The sequence below is a fragment of the Nocardiopsis sp. TRM 82005 genome (assembly GCF_056312425.1).
The window spans coordinates 16503-35493 of sequence record NZ_JBWDTQ010000013.1; the positions used below are offsets into that span (position 1 = coordinate 16503).

Annotated in this window: 10 protein-coding genes; 2 read left to right on the forward strand and 8 right to left on the reverse strand. The window is 67.0% G+C overall.

Going from position 1 to position 18991, the window contains the following annotated elements; translation table 11 throughout:
* Positions 1-137: 137 nt before the first annotated feature.
* The 8 genes from AC0T5L_RS10275 to AC0T5L_RS10310 all read right to left on the reverse strand — a co-directional run bounded on the left by AC0T5L_RS10275 (position 138) and on the right by AC0T5L_RS10310 (position 17628).
* Complete coding sequence (locus tag AC0T5L_RS10275) at positions 138-1922, reverse strand: GmrSD restriction endonuclease domain-containing protein (protein WP_476165184.1); 1785 nt, start codon at positions 1920-1922, stop codon at positions 138-140.
* Between the two features lie 41 nt (positions 1923-1963).
* Positions 1964-4081 carry a DEAD/DEAH box helicase gene (locus AC0T5L_RS10280; protein WP_476165217.1) on the reverse strand — a complete coding sequence of 706 codons (2118 nt, stop codon included), beginning with the start codon at positions 4079-4081 and terminating at the stop codon, positions 1964-1966.
* Positions 4082-4242: 161 nt separating this feature from the next.
* Positions 4243-5568, reverse strand: coding sequence for a BREX system ATP-binding protein BrxD (gene brxD, locus AC0T5L_RS10285; RefSeq protein ID WP_476165185.1), 1326 nt, complete (start codon positions 5566-5568; stop codon positions 4243-4245).
* Between the two features lie 2 nt (positions 5569-5570).
* Positions 5571-8498, reverse strand: coding sequence for a BREX-2 system phosphatase PglZ (gene pglZ / locus AC0T5L_RS10290; protein WP_476165186.1), 2928 nt, complete (start codon positions 8496-8498; stop codon positions 5571-5573).
* Positions 8495-12328, reverse strand: coding sequence for a BREX-2 system ATPase PglY family protein (locus AC0T5L_RS10295; RefSeq protein ID WP_476165187.1), 3834 nt, complete (start codon positions 12326-12328; stop codon positions 8495-8497). Before AC0T5L_RS10295 ends, pglZ begins: the two co-directional genes overlap by 4 nt.
* Before the next feature lie 370 nt (positions 12329-12698).
* On the reverse strand, positions 12699-16412 hold the full coding sequence (gene pglX / locus AC0T5L_RS10300) for a BREX-2 system adenine-specific DNA-methyltransferase PglX (RefSeq protein WP_476165188.1): 3714 nt from the start codon (positions 16410-16412) through the stop codon (positions 12699-12701).
* A gap of 182 nt (positions 16413-16594) precedes the next feature.
* Entirely contained in the window at positions 16595-16951 is a 357-nt protein-coding gene (locus AC0T5L_RS10305; RefSeq protein ID WP_476165189.1) for a hypothetical protein, read from the reverse strand.
* Positions 16952-17064: 113 nt separating this feature from the next.
* Positions 17065-17628, reverse strand: a complete 564-nt coding sequence (locus tag AC0T5L_RS10310; RefSeq protein WP_476165190.1) for an ATP-binding protein — start codon at positions 17626-17628, stop codon at positions 17065-17067.
* A gap of 226 nt (positions 17629-17854) precedes the next feature.
* On the opposite strand from AC0T5L_RS10310, the gene AC0T5L_RS10315 reads away from it, so the two are divergent.
* Both AC0T5L_RS10315 and AC0T5L_RS10320 read left to right on the forward strand, forming a co-directional pair.
* Entirely contained in the window at positions 17855-18715 is an 861-nt protein-coding gene (locus AC0T5L_RS10315; protein ID WP_476165191.1) for a helix-turn-helix domain-containing protein, read from the forward strand.
* Entirely contained in the window at positions 18715-18966 is a 252-nt protein-coding gene (locus tag AC0T5L_RS10320) for a DUF397 domain-containing protein (RefSeq protein WP_476165192.1), read from the forward strand. Before AC0T5L_RS10315 ends, AC0T5L_RS10320 begins: the two co-directional genes overlap by 1 nt.
* Positions 18967-18991: the final 25 nt, after the last annotated feature.

Here is an 18991-nt window from a genome sequence, read left to right on the forward strand (position 1 = left end):
CCTCGGCTGTGCCGGAGGCCGTGTCGATCTCGGATGCCTTCCGCGTCGGTGCCCGTCTCCGTGCTTTCCGTGGATACGGGGATTCTCTCGGGCACGGCCCGCCACCCATGGGGGAGGCAGGGCCGTGCCCTTGGCCCCTACTCCTCCACTGGGGTGACGGGCTTGCCCATAGCCTCGGCGACCAGGTTGATCAGGAGCGCGGAACGAGCCTCGTAGAAGGCCTCGAAGTCGTCCAAGCGCAGGTGCACGGGGTCGATCAGGTGTCGTTCCAGATAGGAGTCCATCTGCTCGGAGGAGCTCTTCGTGGCCCCTTGGAGGCGCTCAAGATAGGAGCTGGGCGCATGTCCTCCGATGGACCTGTTGGTCGTGGCCGACAGGGGCGTCTTGTTGACGATGCTGTCATACCAGTCACGTGACATGCCCTGGTCCTCGCACCACTTCTGTGGGAAGACGTGGTGGATGTCGACGGCGTGATCGAAGTAGGTGTCCTCCTTGATGTTCGTCCCCGTCCGCCAGTCGCTGATATCGCGCTTGAGCAGGAGAGCGTAGATGCCCTTGTAGGCAGCGCTGTTGCGGGTGCGCAGGGTCTCCAGGCGTCCGGCGGAGAACTGTGCCTCCTCGACCGTGCGCGGTACGGAGGCCTCACCTCGCACCCAGGAGACGACATCGGGCAGGTCCCTGGCGAAGCGGGACTCCGTGCTACCCCCGTACATCTCACCGAGGATCCCGCACCAGAACCACCGCGAGATCTTCTCCTGCGCGAAGGGTGTCTCCGCCTCCTCGCCGAGGGTCGCGAAGATCGCCGCGAGGGGAATGATCTGGGTTCCGTAGGGCAGGAACTTCGTGTCGTACACGCACTGGCCGTACAGGAACCGTGCGGCCCTCAGCATCGCTTCGACCGTCCTGTCCGCCCACCCCCGGTAGTCCTCCAGGGAGAGCCTCAGCATCTCCGTGCGACGGCACCCGACCCTGGGCGCCCGGTCCGGGTCCCCGCCTCCCGCCCGCCAGACGTGGTTCCGTTCCTGGGTGGCGAGCAGTGTGACGGTCTGGAGGAAGTCGGTGTCCTTCACCTGTTCGAGCACCCTGTAGCGGCTGTCCCTGAGCCACGTGTTCCGCCGTTCCTCCCAGTCCGGACGCAACTCGAACTCGTCAGCGGCGAAGGTCGCGGTCAACAGCTCGAACACGGTCAGCGCCTCACCGCCGGTGTTGACCTTCTCGAAGACCTGGCACACCGCCTCACGCGGTGTCTCCTTGCCGAGTTCGATCAGCGGGAGCTGGTACTTCTCGAAACGCTTGACGACCTCGGTGTCGAAGAGTTTCCACAGATCCCGGACGGGCTTGGCGTAGTCGTAGTGCTCCCGGAACTCCTCCGCCCAGTCACTGGAGTCCAGGATCTGGTTGAGGGGAAAGAGCTTGGCCTCGTACTCCTTCTCCGGGGTGGAACAGTCCAGGATGACCTCCTTGCGGAAGTTCCGGACGATCCTGTCCTCGGGCAGGAACCTCACGGCCTGCTCGCGGTCGACTTCCGGGTCCACCGCCGCCTCGATGTCGAGGTAGAACCAGCCTGTGGCCTTCTTCCCCCTCTCGTCGTGGGTCTGGACGGGGGCCCTGAGGGAGACGGCCTGGTACAGGGAGGTCATCCGCTGCTGACCGTCGAGGATGAGGGTTTCGGCCTCCCTCGGACCGGAAAGGCTCACCCCTTCGACCGCCCTCTGCTTGAACCGGGACTTCCCTCCGGTCCGGAGGAACATGAGCGTACCGACCGGATATCCCTGGGAGATGGAGGCGACGAGACTGGCGATCCCGGTATGGGACCACACCCATCCTCGCTGGAAGTCGGGGAGTTGGATCCGTCCGTCGGCCACTTTCTTGAGCAGTTCCTCCAGGAACTCCTTGGTGCTGTCGAAGGTGTCTACCGCCATGGGTGATCCTGTCTTCGTTGCCGGATTGGGGGACAGCGGGGTCAGAGTTGAACGAAGCGGGTGGGTTCGTCCAGCAGAGCGCGCGCCCCGTCCACGTCGGCTAGCCGCGCCGACAGGGTGCGTTCGGCCAGGTGCTTGGGCAGGGCGGCGTTGAACTTGAGGCCGTTGAGGGCACGCACGGCCACGTCGGGCAGGGTGATCCGCTCGGCCGCACCGCGCCTGACGGCCGCCCAGGTGCGCGGGTCCAGGTCGGCGTTCAGGCGCAGGCAGGCGTCGCTCGGCTGCTGCTTGGGATCGGCCGCGGGCCCGAGGGTGGCCATCAGGGTCAGGTTGGCCTTGGCCCCGGCCCAGGTCCACCAGCGCAGGTCGCCGCCCACCCCGCGCACGATCACCGACCCGCCGGGGTGCACCAGGTCGAGGTGGTCCTCCCTCGCCTGGGCCAGGGCCCTGGCCGCCCGCTGGGTGAGCCTCACTTTGGGGTCGGCGCCCAGCAACACCTCGCGCACGGCCCGGGTGAGCTCGAAGACCGAGCCCAGGTGACCGCCCGAATCCCACTTGGCCTTGCCACCGCCGCCCTCGACCGGCTCCACCTGGCACCGCTGGCGACGCCAGTCGACCCAGGTGACCATCCAGGTGCGCCCGGCCAGCAGCAGGCGGCGCGGACCGGTCTGCTCCTCGTCGGCGGCCAGAAACGCGGGGTCCACCCGTCCGATCTCGACGCGCCCGTGCAGGGCGGTGAACTGCGGCGGCGCGGTGAAGACGCTGGTCAGTTCCATGAAGTGGCGGCGCCCGAAGCGCTTCTCGGCCTCGGGACCGATCATCATCAGCCCGCCGTCCAGGTCGAGAAAGCCCTCCCGGACCAGGTGGGCGGCGATGGGCGCGCACTGGTGGAAGGGTTCCAGGTCCCCCCACCATTCGGGCCACAGGTTCTCGGCCACCTCGGGTTCCTGGAGGCACAGCGCCAGCAACTGCTGGGCGACGATGTGCCGGGGCTCTGGGGTGGGCACGACCGGTTCCACCCAGTGCCGTCCCCACAGGTGCAGCAGTCCGGCCGCATCCAGTAGCCCCGCCTGATCCACGGCCAGGAACAGGCAGTTGCGGGCACTCCCCCTCCGACGCCCCGTCCTTCCAATGCGCTGGAGGAAGGAGGCAACCGTTCCCGGGGCGTTGATCTGGATGACCCGGTCCAGGTCGCCGACGTCGATGCCCAGTTCCAGAGTGCTGGTGGCGACGATGACGCAGTCGCGGGCCTCAGCGAAGGCGGCCTCGGCACGGCGACGCTCGTCCAGGGCCAGCGAGGCGTGGGACAGGAAGGTGGTCACGCCCAGCCCCCACAGCGCGTGCCCGAGTTCCTCCACGTACTTGCGCGAGTCGCAGAACACCAGCCGCTTCTCACCCCGGTGCAGCGCGGCGATGACCTTGGCGGCGTTGGTCAGGGAACCGACGTAGTCGAGTTCGACCTCCCCGGGCGGTGGATCCTCGGGCTCCTGCCCCAGCCAGGGCAGGTGCACCCCGGGGGCGATCACCCGTCCCGGGCGCTTGCCCACCATCGATCCCTGGAGCCAGGTGAGCAGCTCGTCGGGGTTGCCGACGGTCGCCGACAGCCCCACCCTCTGGACGGGCCGCCCGGCCACCCGACCTAGCCGTTCCAGGACGGCGAGCAGGTGCCACCCCCGGTCGTCCCCGGCGAAGGCGTGCACCTCGTCCACCACGATCGCGTGCAGGTTCGCGAAGAACGCCCGGTGGTCAACCTTGGTGCTCACCAGCATCGATTCGAGGGACTCGGGGGTGGTGAGCAGGATGTCGGGGCGGTTACGCAGGATGCGCTGGCGTCCGGCCGTGGTGACGTCGCCGTGCCAGAGCTCGGCGGTGCGCCCCAGCCACCCGGCGTAGGCCTGCACGCGCGGCAGCAGGTTGTTGAGCAGGGCCTTGATGGGGCACACGTACAGCAGTGATAACCCGTCCCCGGTCCGCCCGGCCATGGCGGTGAGCAGCGGGAACAGGGCCGCCTCGGTCTTACCTCCGGCGGTGGGCGCGAGCAGAACCGCGTCGTCGCCGTCGATGAGCGGGGCCAGGGCCTCGCGTTGCAGGGGGCGCAGGCCCGGCCAGCCCAGGGTGTTGACGACGTGGTGGGCCAGGGTGGGGTGGATCAGGTCCAGGCTGCTCGCCGCCGCGCCGTCCGCCGGAGGGTTTCCACGCCCCCCGGCGGCGTCGGCGTCCTCTTGGGGACCGGCCGTGCCGCCCGGCTCCGGGTTCCCGCCCTCCGGCACGGAACCCGCGCCGGTTTCGTCCGCCTCGCCCGCATCCCGGGGAACGTCGCTCACAGGTCGAGCTCCACCTCGTCGGCGCTGGCGGCCCGCTGCACGTGGGCTCCGCGTTCGACCTCGGTGAGTTCGCTGCCGCCGACGGTGAGGCTGTAGTGCTGCCTCGGATCGAAGTCGGGGTTCTGGTCCACCCGGTCCATGACGTCCACGAGTTTGCGCAGGTACAGACGCGGCGCGATGCCGACCTTGCCGCCCAGTTCGCCCGCGACTGTCTCGGCGAAGGCCAGCAGGTAGCTGTCGTCCACCCGGCCGCGTACGCGCTGCGGATCGTCCGCGCCCTCGGCGTACAGCTCACGTACCGCCACCCCCAGGTCGTGGAGCTTGTCCAGGTCGAACCCGGTGAGGCGGACCTGGGCGGCGCGCAGGTTGTCGTGGCGCGGGTCGGGCAGGAAGTCGGTGGCCAGCCGCTGGGCCAGGGGGGCCAGGCGCTGGACTCCCTGAGGCCCGTCGAAGAAGGCAGGGGTACCGGTGATCACCAGGTACAGCCCGGGGAACTGGTTGTTGGCGATCTCGTCCAGGAGCTGACGCAGTGCGTTGAGCCCCTTCTCCCGGGTGTCGGTACGGGCGCGCTGGAGGGTCTCCAGCTCGTCCAGGACCACCAGCAACCCGGGGTGACCGCAGTCGCGCAGTAGCACGAGCAGCCCCTTGAGCGCGGCCAGGGCGCCGAAGTGGTCCAGGTCGCCCTTGATCCCCGCGTAGCGCTTGGCGGCCGAGGCGACGTTGGGCTGTCCGCCCAGCCAGGCGATGAGGGCCTCGGCGATGGCGGCCTCGCCTGCGGCCTGGGCACGGTGGTAGCCGCGCAGGGCGGCGGCGAACCCGGGGTTGGTGGCCGCGACCTCGGCCAGGCGCCGCTCCAGCAGCTCCAGAACGGCCGCGTCGAGCGCCTCCTCGTCGTCCTCGTCCACCTCCCCGGCGGCCAGAACGTCCTCCTCCAGGGCGTAAACCCAGTTGTCCACGATCTCGCGCAGCGCGCTGGGAGGCTGGGTGGCGGTGGTGAGGCGTTCGGTCAGACGCCGGTAGACGGTCTCCAACCGGTGCAACGGAGTCTCGGTCTCGGAGATCTGGATCTCGGTGACCGCGAAGTTGGCCCTTTTGGCGCGCTCCCCCAGCCAGCGGACGAAGAAGGTCTTGCCGGAGCCGTACTCGCCGCGCACCGCCTTGAATCCCGCGCCTCCGGCGGTGACGGTGTCCAGCTCCCTGTCCAGGACGCTCTCGAAGCGTTCCAGCCCCACGGCGAACAGGTCGAGTCCGCCATGGGGCACGGTGCCGCGGCGCAGCGCGCCGACGACCTCTTCTCGGCGTACCGGGCTGACGGTGTTCATGGTCAGCTCCCTCCACTCAGGAACTGCTGCCGGAGCAGTGCGGTGTTGAGTTCGGCGTTGCGCTCCCCGTCGTGCAGGGTGAGCACGGGGTAGGCCTCGACGTTGAGGACCTTGCTGACCATCTTCACGAAGCGCGCGGCGCGGTGGGTCGCCTCGGGCTTGCCCGCGGCCCGGGCCACGGCGCTGACCGGCAGGCGCGGGTGGGTCTCCTCACCGGCGACGAGGGCGTCGATGACGGCGGCGATCTCCTCGGCGGAGGGCGCCTTGGCCACACGCTTGCGACTGAGTTCGAACTGGGCCGACCCGACCACCTTGGTGCCCAGGGTGCGCGGGGCGACGGCGTCGTCTCCGAACAGGGCGGGGGTCTGGTCGGGCACGGCCTGCCTGCGTGAACGCCCGCCTCCGGCGGCGCCTCTGGCCTTACTGGACGTGCCCGGAGTCGTAACGGCAATGTTTGGGGCCTGAACGGCCGCGGAGGTGCCACCCCTGACCGTGTTGTCCATCGAGGACGCCGCGGCCGGAACGAGAGTGCCCTCCAGGGGCCGGGACCACCACACGGGCTCCGTCCGGCCGGGGGCGAGCCGGTCCCAGCCCTTGGGCGTCTCGTCCGGAGCGGGCAGGAACACCAGCACGGGGATGACCATCTCGGCGGCGCTGAAACCGCCGTGGTAGCCCTCCTTGCGATCGGTGTAGCGGATGTCCTCGCGGTAGGGCACGACGAGGCGTCCGTCACCGAGCAGGACACGGTCCCCGGTCGCCAGGACCTCTCCTGTGCCCGCCTCTCCCGTGCGGTAGCGGGCGGACTCCCCCGACTGCGTCTTGGCGCCGTCCCCGCGGTCCCACACGTGCCCGTGGTCGGAGGTGAGCACGACGGGGCGCCCGGCCCGGGCCGCCGCGTCCAGCAGCGTCCCGAGCTTGCCGACGTGGTGCAGCTCCCAGATCTGGCTGTTGCCCTCGCGCCCCTTGGCGAGGGCGTCGTCGATGGTGTTGAGGACGACACCGACCACGGTGTCGGTCTCGTCGAGTGCCTCCTGCACCTTCGGCGGCAGGTGCAGTCCCGCACCGCTCTCCAGGTCGCGCTGGTGGTACAGGACCGCTGAGCGGCGTCCGAAGGAGGGTGTGGCCCACAGGGCGGTGAAACCGGACCTCTCCTTGTCCTGTTTGCCGACGGTGAGGCTGCCGGTCAGCAGGGAGGCACGGGAGCAGTTGGTGGTGGAGGGAACGGTGGCCAGCGCACCCTCCCTGCCAGCCGTCTCCCCGTTGACACGGCCGATCTCGGCCAGGCGACCGCGTGCGTTGACCTCCTCGGCGAGCTGTACGGCCACCTCGACGCTCATTCCGTCCAGGACGACGACCAGGGGCGCGCGGTCCGCCGTCAGGGGACGGACGAACTGGGCGAGCAGGTTCTCGGCGCGCGGCTGGGCATCGCTGGGGGCGTGGTTGCCGTTCCACCGGTTGACCACCCGGGCGAACTCGGCGTCGACCAGTGCCCGCCAGGCACGGACCCTGCGGTAGAGGGCCTCCAGAGCCTGGTGCAGTTCGGGGATCTGGGTACCGGTGTGCCAGATGCCGGAGGCGGCGCGGTCCACCCATCCGGTGTGGTGCACGTGTACCTGGATCCACTGGTGGGCGGTGGTGGGGGTGTCCGCCCCCAGCGGCCGCTGCGCCGTCCCGCCCGCCAGGCGGCGCAGGAGTCGGACGGCGTCGAGCGCGGCCCGGCCCTCGGCCTCTCCCGGATCGTGACGGCGGTGACTCCGGAGCCGCTCCAGGGCCGCCTCCACCTCACGCAGGTCCTGCGGCAGGGGCAGGGAGTCCTCCGCCGCGTCGCCGGAGCCGCCCAGGGCCAGGGTGATCTGGTGTCCCAGGTCGGCGAGGCGGCTGTGCAGGCCGGCGTCGAGCAGGCGGCTGGCCCGCGCGACGGGGACGGCGTCGAGTTCGGCGAGGAGTTCCTCGGCACGGCGGATGGTCTCCGCGGCCTGCGCCTGCTCGTGTCCGTCGAGCAGGCGCAGCAGGGCGGCGACACAGGCCAGGGAGAAGTCGGCCGTGTCCTCGGCGCCGGGCTGGTGTACACCGAAGTAGCGTTCCTGGGCGCGGATCCAGGCGGTGTGGGCGCTCTGGTCGTGCTTGGCCGCGTCGGCGAGTTCGGACAGGGCCAGTCCGATGGGGACGGCGTCCAGGACCTGGCCCCGGTCCAGCAACCGGAAGAGCACCCGGGGGACGGCTCCGAGACTGCGCTCCACGGCGTCGCGCAGCGCGTTGCGCTCGTTCTCGTGCAGGAGGGTGAAGGCGGTGACGGCGTTGGGGTCACGGCTCCACTCCAGGAGCGCGGCCCCGTCGATCTGGTCACCCGGCTCGCGGCCGAAGCGGACCGAGACGGCGATGGACAGGGCCTGTTCGAGTTTGAGCACGCCCGCGCCCAGGCGCAGCGGCCGGGTGGCGCGGATACCGCGCAGGGTGTCGGCGAGCCAGCTCCAGTGCCGGGAGTACAGCCGGGGGTCGACACCAGTGATCCGCAGGTCGGTGGCGAGCAGCTCCCAACTGTTGAGGCGCAGGACGTCCTCTCCCAGGAAGCGGCCCAGCAGGGCCTCGCCGAACTCGGCGGGCTCACGCGGGGTGAGCAGAACCAGGTACTCGTCCGCACCACGGGGCAGGCTGAGCGCGCGCACGGCGGCCAGCACGCTGTCGGCGCCCGCCACGCGCACCGTCAGATTGACGCCCTCGTGAGCGAGCGTGAGAGTCTCCGGTCCGTCCCAGTGCGGGTCCGCGGACAGGGCGAGTACACGGGAGGCGGAGGCGGGGTGGCCCTTGGACACCCTCTTGCGTTCGGCCTTCAGTACCCGCTCCAGCGCGCTGAGCACGGCCTCCTCGGTGACCCGGCCCAGGGCCGGAGCCGCCGGGGCCGGGCCGCTGCCGTGGGTGACGGTACTCACTCGGCCTCCCGGATGGTGATCTGGATGCTCTTGCCCGGGGCGATGTCGAGTGCGGCGCGCAGGTCGGCGACGGCCGCGGCGACGTCGGTGTCGGGGTCGATCCGCACCCAGTGGTCGGAGACTCGAACCGGGTCGGTCCGGCCGTCCTGTCCCGTGCCGGTCCCGGTGAGGCCCTGACCGGACCCGGATCCGGTGCCGCCGCCGGCCGAGGGCCGGGGATCGGGGCGCGGGGTCTTCTTGACCAGGAGTGCGACGACCGCACTGTTGGTGGCGCTGAGCACGGTGGCCAGACGCTTGCCGTGCTCGTTGTGGCGCGCGGCCTCCTGGAGGTCGGCGAGGATACGGGCGGCCTGCTCGGAGTCGTCCCCGCCCTCCTGGGCGATCTGTTGGAGGGCGTCCAGCATGTCCCACTGGACGGCGTCCAGCGCCTGGGCGAGGTTGGCCGCCCCGGCCATGCTGGTCTTGTACACGGGCGCCTCTTCGGGCAGGTCGGCCTGTCCGAGCGCGCTGACCAGCTCCGTGTCGTCGGCCAGCCCGCGCAGCCGGTTCAGCAGTTCGTCGCAGGCCCTGGCCGTGCGCAGCCGTGGCGCCTGCTCGTCCAGGCCGAGCACGTGGGTGTGCCGGGTGAGCTCCCTGACCAGGCTCTCCGAGGCCACCTGCCAGCGTCCGGCCTGCTCCTTGAGCTGTTCGGCCATGCGCTGGACGGCCCGGGCGTTGAGGACGGGCTGGCGGGTGAGCCCGAAGATCTTCGCGGCGCGCTCGTTGGCGCGGTCGAAGTCCTCCTCCGAGGGCAGTTCCTGGCGGCGCAGCACGATGTCGCCGCTGAGCTGGCCGAACCCGACACCGGTGTAGCGCTTGCCCGCGCGGATCCAGGCCCGGTCGCTCTGGATGGCGTAGACCTGCACGAGCAGGTCGACGACGTCCTCGGGCAGGCCCCGGCCGTCCTCGCGGTCACGGATCCACTTCTTGAGGTCGGCGACGCTCACGTCGGTGGTGTCGGCCCGGTCCAGGCTCGCGTACCTGTCGAGCCTGCGCACCCACTCGTCGCGCAGCACGAACACCTCGGTGACCTTGGCGATCTCCAGCGGGTCGGCGATCCGCCGCAGGGCCGACAGGTCGGTCTTGGGCGGGGTGTAGTTGTGCAGCTTCTCGGCCTTGGCCGCCTCGACCGCGTTCAGGACCGTGGACAGGTCGGGTCGGCGCACGGGGGTCTTGCCGGTGCCGATGGAGAAGTCCGGGTGCTCGGGATAGAGGTGGTCCAGGAGCTTGCGGGTGATGCGCTCCAGGGCGGCCGGGAACTGGCTCCCAGCCTCCAGCGGGATGTTGAGGGACGGGGTCAGCGGCTCGATGTTGGGGTCGGCGGGCGCCCCGTAGTCGCTGTTGTCCCGACCTGTCTCGATCAACCCGTAGGCGCCGCGCAGCAGGGCGCTGATCTGGTTGGTGAGCTGGTTGCGCTGGTTGTCGAGCTGGGCACGCGCCTCGCGCCGGTCGTCGCTGCTCCAATCGGGCGCCTTCTCCTCGATGACGTCGGGCTGGAGGAGGTACTCCATCATGAGGATGCGGCGGGCGTCCTCCAGCCTGCTCGGGGACAGGAAGGTGGGCAGCCACACCAGGGTGGCGGGCGGCTGGGGGAACTCCTCGCGCAGCTTCTGGACCCGGTGGCGGTCCTCGGAGGGGTTGTGGCCCCCCTCGTCGAAGGGATAGTCCAGGACGATCCGCACGGCATGGGGGGTGACGGGCTGGAACTCCTCGCGGCCCATGTCGTCGGTGGAGCGCACGTTGCCGAAGACGATCTCAACGGTGCGCTGGGTGCCCCGCCAGACCACGTTGGTGCGCTCGGCCCCCTCATCGAGTCCGAGCTCCTTCCACAGCAGGCGCTTGAACAGCTGGCGCAGCGCGTGGTCGTTGGCGGCCGGGTAGGCGCTGCGCATGAGCGACTCGGTGTCCACCCGCAGCAGGTTGAGGGAGACGGTGGGGTCGCTGGTCTGGGCGCCCACCCGCACCTCGCCGAACTGGGCCGCCATGAGCTTGAAGAACTCGGTGACGGTGTGCACGTCCTGGCCGGAACGGCGGGCCTTGACGATGCCCTGGTTGAGGGCGATGGCCCGGCCCGCGGTCAGGTCCTTCAGGGCGGGCACGTTGGGGGTGAGGGCGCTCAGCAGCAGGGTCTTGACGAGCAGGTCCTCCCGGCGGAACTGGGAGCGCACGTCGAGGTCGCTGATCTCGACCTGGTCGGCCTCGTGCCGCTTGCGCAGCCAGGGCAGCACCTTGTTGCGGTAGAAGGCGCGGATCTTGGCGTACTCGGAGCTGAGGTGGTCCTTGAAGGGACGCTCCTCGCCTTCGAAGAGCACGTCGAAGAGCGCGCCGAGCGGCACCATCTGGCCGACGGGCAGGGTGGTGCGGTGCCTGACCAGCAGCAGGAGGAGGAGCCTGAGGGCGCTGCGCTGGCGTTGCAGTGCGGCGGACAGGTCCACCATGACGTGCAGCAGGGCGGGGCTGAACGGGTAGAGGGCGCGGAAGTCCTCCCAGGTGCTGGTGTCACCGCCCTCGGTGTCCAACAGGGCGTCGCGGACCTCGGCGCGGGTGTTGAGCACGCGTTCGAAGGCCGTGTCGATCTCGGCTGCGGCCTCCGCGTTGCGCGGCTTGATGAGGCGGTGGCGGACCACCTCGGTCAGATTGGCGTCGGCGAGCTTGATGTGGCCGAAGCGCCCGTCCCAGTAGCTGATGGCCTGCGAGACGCCCTCGGTGCCGCCGCCCAGGCCCACGAGGTCGCGCAGGTCGCGCTGGCGCGGCACGAAGCTGACGATGGGCGCGGGCCTCTCGCTGCGGGAGGACTCCACGAGCTTGGCGATCTTCTGGATCTCGGCGTTGATGCGGCCCTCGTCGCCGATGAAGGCGGTGAAGCGCAGGATCAGCTCGTCCAGGAGCAGGACGACGGCGTCACAGCCGAGCTGTTCCTTGGCGTGGCGGCTGATGATGGACAGGCCCTCATCGATGGGGACGTAGGCGTCGCCGGAGTCGCCGACGGTGTCGGCGAAGCGCTGGAAGGGCCCCTTGAGCAGCGCGCTGATGAGCTCCTCGCGCAGGGACCGCTCAGCGCCGTCGCTGGTGCCGGGCAGGACCGCGAAGGCCCGGTCGAGGATCTCGGTGGTCCACAAATCCGGGCCGCCGTACTTGCCCCAGCGGCCGGGATCAGCGGCGGTTCCCTCGGCTCCGGAATCGGCGGTGCGCGGCGGTAGCTGGGCGATGAGCGCCTCGTCGCCCTCCCGCTCGCGCATGGCGCGCGCGTCGGCGAGCAGCCCGTCGGCCCGGTAAACGGGCGGCACGGGAGCGTTGGGGTACTCCGCGCGGACCTGACGGACGTAGCCGCCCAGGATGTTGGTCTCCAGGGAGACCTCAGGGTCGATGAGGTGGCACTTGACCTCGATGAACTTCTTGTCGGCCAGCCAGGTGTCGTGCTTGGCGACGGTGTCGGCCAGCCCCTCCTTGCCGCGGGCGTCGGGGTGGTGGTCCAGGATCGCGGAGAGCACGGACAGGAAGTGGCTCTTACCCACGCCGAAGGAGCCGTGCAGGTAGGCGGCCTGGGACTTGCCGTCGGCGACGGAGGAGCGAATGGTCTCCAGGGCCTTGTCGAAGCACTCCGCGAGCTGGTCGGTGACGACGTAGGTGTCGATGGCCTGGGCCTGGCGTTGCGACGTGCTCTCGGTGAGCTTGACGACCAGGTCACCGTCATGGACGGCAACCGGGATGTCGATGAGGTCGCTGATGACCCGGCCGTTGCCGACCCGTTCGCTGCCAGCGCTGCCCGGCCCAGGGGGAGGAGTCGCCACCATGCACCTTTCTGCTGTCTACAGGGGGAGGTGAACCACGTGCGGGCCACGAGGAGGGTGGGACGCGGTTCCCGAAGTTGTCTGGGTTCCAGCCTATGCCGACGTGGTGACAGAGGGACACGGCAGAGAGCGCGAAAAGCACTGCCAGAAGGCCCTGTTGGAGGGCACTGCCGGGAGACCGCTGACCGTTGCGGCCCGGGAAGACGGACAGGGGCACGGACAGCCGTGGCCGACGGGCTCGCGGCCGGACGACCGGGAAGCCGCCACCGTGCCGGATAGGTGGAACACACCTGTGGGACGGGTGTGCGGCCCCGCGGGTTGTCATCGCGGGACCGCACACCTTCGACGGAGGGTTGACGCGGGGAACGGGTCAGGCCTTCTTGCGCCGCCCCCGAGTGGCAGGAGCGGGCCGCCACCCCCGCATCTGTGAGTCGGTGATGCCGGTGGAGTTGCGCAGGGCCGTGAGGTCCTCCTCGACATGGTCGGCGGGGGTGTCGCCGTACTCGTCGGGTTCGGTGTGCCACTGCTTGACCCAGGGCAGCAACTCGACGATCCCGGCCAGCAGCGGGGTCATCTTGTCCGGCTGTTCTGCCCAGCCGTCCTGTTCGAGCCGCTCGTGCGCCAGGGTGGCCAGTGCGTCGGCCTGCTGGGCATGGTCCCAGCCCGCCCAGCCCAGGAGAAGGGTCGGGTCGGATTCGCTCTCAGCTCCGGGGTAGGAGACGAACCGCTCCTTGGGCACGTCGAGCTTGCCCCGGTTGACCCAGTACTCGTTCTTGCGGAAATCCGTGGACTTGTACTTGGGCGGAACAGGGATGTCGAGACGCTTCTCCTCCTCGCCTTCCTCCAAGTCGGCGTTGAGCTTGTCTTCTTTTCGCTGCTCGTCCCACACGTGCTCCCAGTCCGCGCGCTTACGCAGACCGGAGTCCTTGTAGCGGAGCGCAGCAAGGTAGGGAACATGTTCGGTCTTGACGATCTCAGCAATGACCTGTGAAAAGTCCTGTGCGGGGTCGTAGAGCGCGGCAACCTCGGCGGCCTCGGGGAAGAGGTCACGCACCCGGTTGGCCAACCCGCGAACGGAGAGCGGACGGGCGCGCTCGTCACCGTAGTCATCGGTGGTGAACCACAGGCTCCGATCTTCGCACTTGTCCAGCAACCAGGACTTGAGGGCGGCCTTCTGCTTCTTCTCCCAGGGCTCGGACTGCCAGCGGCGCTTAAACTCGGGGCGCTCGATCAGGCCGATGTTCTTCTCGGATTCGATGAGTTCGATGCGCTTGGCCACGACGTTCTGATAGGCCTCAGGCCAGTGAGAGGGAATCTCAGTGATGGGCGTGGAACGGTGCCGGTTGAACCAAGCCATTGAAGCCTCATCCGGCCGTTCCTGCATCTTACGCGCCAGCACGATCTCGAAGGCCCGTTCTCCCAGGTTAATGGATGGGACGTCAGCGGCATCCGGGATAGCCAGTTCAGCGAGTTGGGCATCAGTGATGAGCCCGTACCGGTGGTAAACATCCCAGTCAATTTCTTCCTGGAGAGCAATCATACGCTGACGGGTGGCGGTGTATTCAGCGTGAACCTCTCTAAGCCGGCCAGCAGTAGGAGCGCCTGTCGCAGCAACGGCAGAGGGTTCGAGGGAGGATAGCTTCTGCGCAAGGGAGTCGAGTTCCTGGGAACGTGCCAGCGGCAACTTCTGGGGAAGCGGGAACTCCTGAAGCTTGGTACCAGTGAATTCGTAGAAGTTTTCCCACGGGATCGTTGTCTGCCGCGCTCCCTTGTTGTCCACTGTGCTGCCCTTGTTGTGACTCACCTGCTTGAGCCAGAAGCACGCCGTCGAGGAGTTCAACACCCCTAGCAACTCCAGGTGTTGCTCCTCCGTCGTACCCTCAGGCAACTTGATCACGGGAGCCGAACGATTGAATACCTTCCCTCCTCGGTCAAGAACGAAATGGTTGTGCGTCGCCACAAAGGAAAATGAAATCAAGAATTGTGAATTAACTCGACTCCAGTTGAGCATTGTATGCTCATGCCAAGAAAGGTTGCGCTGCTCGCGGGTTTTCCCAAAAGTCAACCCTGATCGCAAAATTGACCTATATGGAAAGAAATGAACACTCCCACGAAGCGAATCATCTGGAAGCCCATTATTGTATGGCCACAGAACATTCACGGGGGAATTCGACCAATCCCTCACTGCATCCCCCAGCACAAGTGGCTTCCAGGGAACTCTTGACAACTTCAAGCCTGCAGAAATAGTAGATCCGAAGACAAAAACATCATCATCCCCCGTGATATCACAGAAGCCAATGGAGGAAATCTTTCCTTCCTTCAATTTCACGTTTGCTTCCAAAGTTGAAAGCAGGTGGGAGGCGCCACCACCACTCAAGCTCCAGGGATGCGCACTAAGAACTTTTCGATCAAGATCGACAATGCTCACCCATTCACTCTCACTACCAGGGGATTCAATGAGATCTGTAATTGACCGCCAGACCTGCCCCATCTTGGGTTCGTCCGGCTGAGAAGGCTCACCACGAATACCCAGAACAGCACGAATGGGGCTCCCCGTTCGCCACATCCGATTCCGCCCAAATAGGATCACTGTAGGTGTCCCGTGCCCCGGAATATATGCACCTGACGTATCGATAACACGAGTCAGATCCACTTTCATATGGAAGAAGTCTTCGATGAGCTTCTTTCCAAACTCACGCTTCATGAAAGAGTTGGCAGTGATCTGGCCAACAAAACCCGCGACTTCGCTAGATCCGCCAGCAATCTTAGCCAGATCAAAGAACCGCTGAGCAAAAGGAGCCGAAAGTGCGTATTTACCAGAACAAACTTGACCGTAAGATTCCCGATAGTTCTGATTTTCTCGCTTATCCTTGACAGTAATGTAAGGCGGATTACCTACCACTGCGTGATAGCTAGAAAACCCAAGGATATCATGACTAGGAACATACTCATGCACATCTTCTGTTGAGTAATAGTGAATCCCTCTACCGAAGAGTGTCCCCTGTTCGCCGGGAGCACCACGCCCATGGATAAGCGAGTCACCTGTGGCTACAATGATAGGCCACTCTGGAGTGCTCGAACTCAGGCGCGTGATTCCACCTTCCTTCATAGCAGCGACGAGGAGACGGAAACGAGCGATCGCAACCGCGAAGGGGTTCTTGTCAACACCATGCACGCTGCGCAGGCTACGGCTAATCAGATCCCAATCGGAAGCACCCGGCTCAGCCTCTCGCCACTTGGCAAGCAACCGATGGAAAGCCCCCAGCAGGAAGTGCCCCGAACCACAGGTCGGGTCAATCAGGCGGAAACCCTTGCTCTCAGACTGGTAGATCCGATTCCCGTCAAGCCCAAACTCCTCCACCGCAGGTTCAAGGGTGTAATCGAGAATGAACTCCTCGACGAACTCGGGGGTCTGGAGCAGCGCGTAGGTTTTGCGGGTAGCCTCGGACAGGTCCTGGTAGAGATCACCAAGGAAGCGAGTGTTCCACTCGGAGTCCGTGAAGTCGTGGACGAGGTGCCCATCGTCGCCCACAGACCGCCAGAAGTCGATCAGGGCCTTGGCCGCCTGGTGAGACGGCGTGATGCTCCACATCGGGTTGTGCTTCTTATCGAACAGTCCGGCCATCACCGCTGACACGCTCATCTGTTCGAAGGCGTGCTCCAACCAGTCACGATCGGTCCGCTCGGGAGCATCCGGATTCTCGCTGCGCCCCTGGAGGACCCAGTCGTCCTTGAGTTCCTGAGCAACGTTGTACCGGTCGTGCTCGCCCTTCGGTCCGGCGAGGAAGGGCTGTTCCAGGAGTTCGTTGTCCTCGCAGAAGCGGACGAACACCGTCGCCAGCACCCACGCCACAGCGGCCTGGGTCACTTGGCCCTCACGCCACGCGCCCTCAGTGGTAGCGGTGCGTTCAGCGTCACGAGCCTCCTGGTACTCGCGTTTCAGAGCCGCGTCGAAGGTCTCTAGCTCACCCTCACGGTTGAACCCCTTGAACGCTGTGGAGTCCTCACTGCGCTCCCGTAGGTCCGTTTCCAGCAAGCGGACCTGCTTCTGTAGGTCCTTCAGCAACAGAGCATGATCGACCATGGGGGCTCCAGAACAACGATGAGGGACGGGGTACCCCTCTATTCTGTCGTCTGGATGCACCTGCTCGCACCCGAAAAGCCCACTCCACGGTAGGTACATGAACCACTCCACTCTGGAACGGTGAAGCGGCGGCGACCACCCTTATTGCGGGGCAGGCCACCGCCGCTGAGAGAGTCACCGGGTCAGGCGAGGACGGGTGCCGGTTCCAGGAGGCGGGCGAGGGTTCCGATGGCGGGAACCTCGGCCAGGCCGGTGGAGGAGGCGACCCAGTAGGAACCGGTTTTCTCCCCGTACCAGATGACCAGGCGCGGGTTACGGCGTTGGAGGGCGGCGGCGAACGCGTGTTCTCGCTGGTACTCGGCCAAGTGGCCGCCCAGGCGGGGCAGGCGCTGGGCGCGGCGCTTGCGGCACGAGGGGTGCTCGCAGGCCGGGCAGAACGGGCCGATGAGCGGACGTCGCCGGGGCAGCGGCGGCAGGGGCAGCGGGGTCCGGTACAGCGGGTCGCTGGAGGGTCGCGGGACAGGGATAGGATGCGTCATCGATCCTGCTTTCTCACTATGTAGCAGTGGTGGATTTTGGGATTGGAGGGCCCGGGAAGAGCGTTGCCGCGCTCTCCTGGGCCCGTTTCACGTCTGACTTGATGAGCCGCGCTCTACGCGGCGGTGTTCCAGAGGTTGTCGGTCAGGTCGTAGGCCAGGAAGAACCACACCTGTCGGTGGTCGGGGATGCCGTTGTCACCCCAGGAGGTGGCCAGAGCGTTGATCAGCGCCAGGCCGCGCCCGGACTCAGCGGACAGATCCAGCCCGTTCGGGCGGGCGCGCAGGTACGAACGCCGGTCGGATTCGACCTGCTCGCAGTTGCGCGCACCCTGGTCGCGACAGGTCAGCTTCAGCCCGCCGTCGCGCCGTTCGCACTTGAAGGTGTAGGTGCCGTAGGGCTCACCCGAGCGGCTGTGCTCGACGGCGTTGTTCGCGATCTCGGACCCGAGCAGGGTGAACAGATAGCGGTAGTCCTCGGACTGGGTGGCGGCACAGGTGGCCAGGAAGGCACGCACCAGCGGCAGGTACTGGACGGAACCGCCGAAGGAGTAGCAGCGCGCCTTGTAGCTGCGGACGTCGGCGTCGCCGGTGAAGTAGTGACGGCAGCGCGGCGGGACCAACTCACCGAGCGGGACGGTCACCTCGGGCAGACCAGTCAGGGATGCGGTTGCGGGCATGACGAACAGACTCCTTGCGTGAGTGGAGTGACAACGGGGGTTCGACGTGCCCGCAGGTGTGAGACCTTCGCGTTTCCCCAGCAGAGGGAAGGGGCACGGCGTAGCCTGATCGACAGAGACTCTGTGTGAGTCCCTGATCACTGACCACACCATGAGCTTAAGTGTGAGACTCAGATAAGTCAACGGAGAAAAACGATTCTCGTACCTATTGGGCTACACTGGTGCCATGCAACGCCCTCACAGCCCAACGCTCCGCCGCCGCCGACTGTCCGCCGAGCTCAAGCGTGCACGAGCTGATGCGAAGCTCACCTCGACCCAAGCGATCAAGGCACTCGGGTGGGCCGCTGGCAAGCTCAGCCAGATCGAGAACGCTGAGACTCAGAAGGTCAAGCCCGATGACCTCGACAAGATGCTGGAGCTGTACAAGATCAGCGATCCGGCTAAGCGCGAAGCCCTGCACGCTTTGGCGCAAGACGCCAAGGTCCGGGGTTGGTGGTCGAAGTACCGGGAGGTGTTCGGACCTCAGTCACTCCCGGACTTCGAAGCGGAGGCATCCGCCATCCGCACCTTCGAGTCCTCAGTGATCCCCGGGCTACTTCAGACTCCTGAGTATGCCCATGCGGTCTTTCAAGGTGGGCGGTACACGGGAGCGGAAGAGATTGAACGCCGTACTCAGGCACGCATGGCTCGACGCGAGATCTTGACCCGCTTCAACCCAGCCAAGTTCCGCGTGGTCCTCGATGAGGCAGCGCTACGCCGCCCCATGGGCAGCTATGAGATCATGACTGAGCAGATGCGCCACCTGCTCTACATGGCCGAACTCCCCAACGTAGACCTTCAGGTCCTACCGTTCGCAGCCGGAGCACATGCGGCACTTGTTGCTTCCTTCAGCATCCTTGAGTTCCCAGACCCGTTGGACCTACCCATCGTGTTCGTGGACACCGCTACAGACGGCCTTTTCTTGGAGGAACCGGAAGAGGTCGAGCAGCATACTGTTACCTACAGCGATGTCCAGGGCTCGGCGCTGAGCACCGCACAGTCAGCAAGGTTCATCGCTGACCTCCTGAAATCCCTAGAGAGCGAATGATGATCAACGATCTGGTGTTCTGGAAGAGCAGTTACAGCGGCCAGAGCCAAAACTGTGTCGAGGTCGCCCACATCCCCACGGGCTTCCGCAAGAGCAGCTACAGCGCGCATGGCCAGAACTGTGTAGAGGTCGCCGACCTGCCCTGCGGCGCGGCCGTGCGGGACTCCAAGCACCCCACCAAGGGCCACCTCCCCTTCCCCGCCGCCGAGTGGGACGCCTTCCTCACCATCGCCCGCACCTCCCAGAGCTGACCTCGGCGACACGTGGTGGTCGATG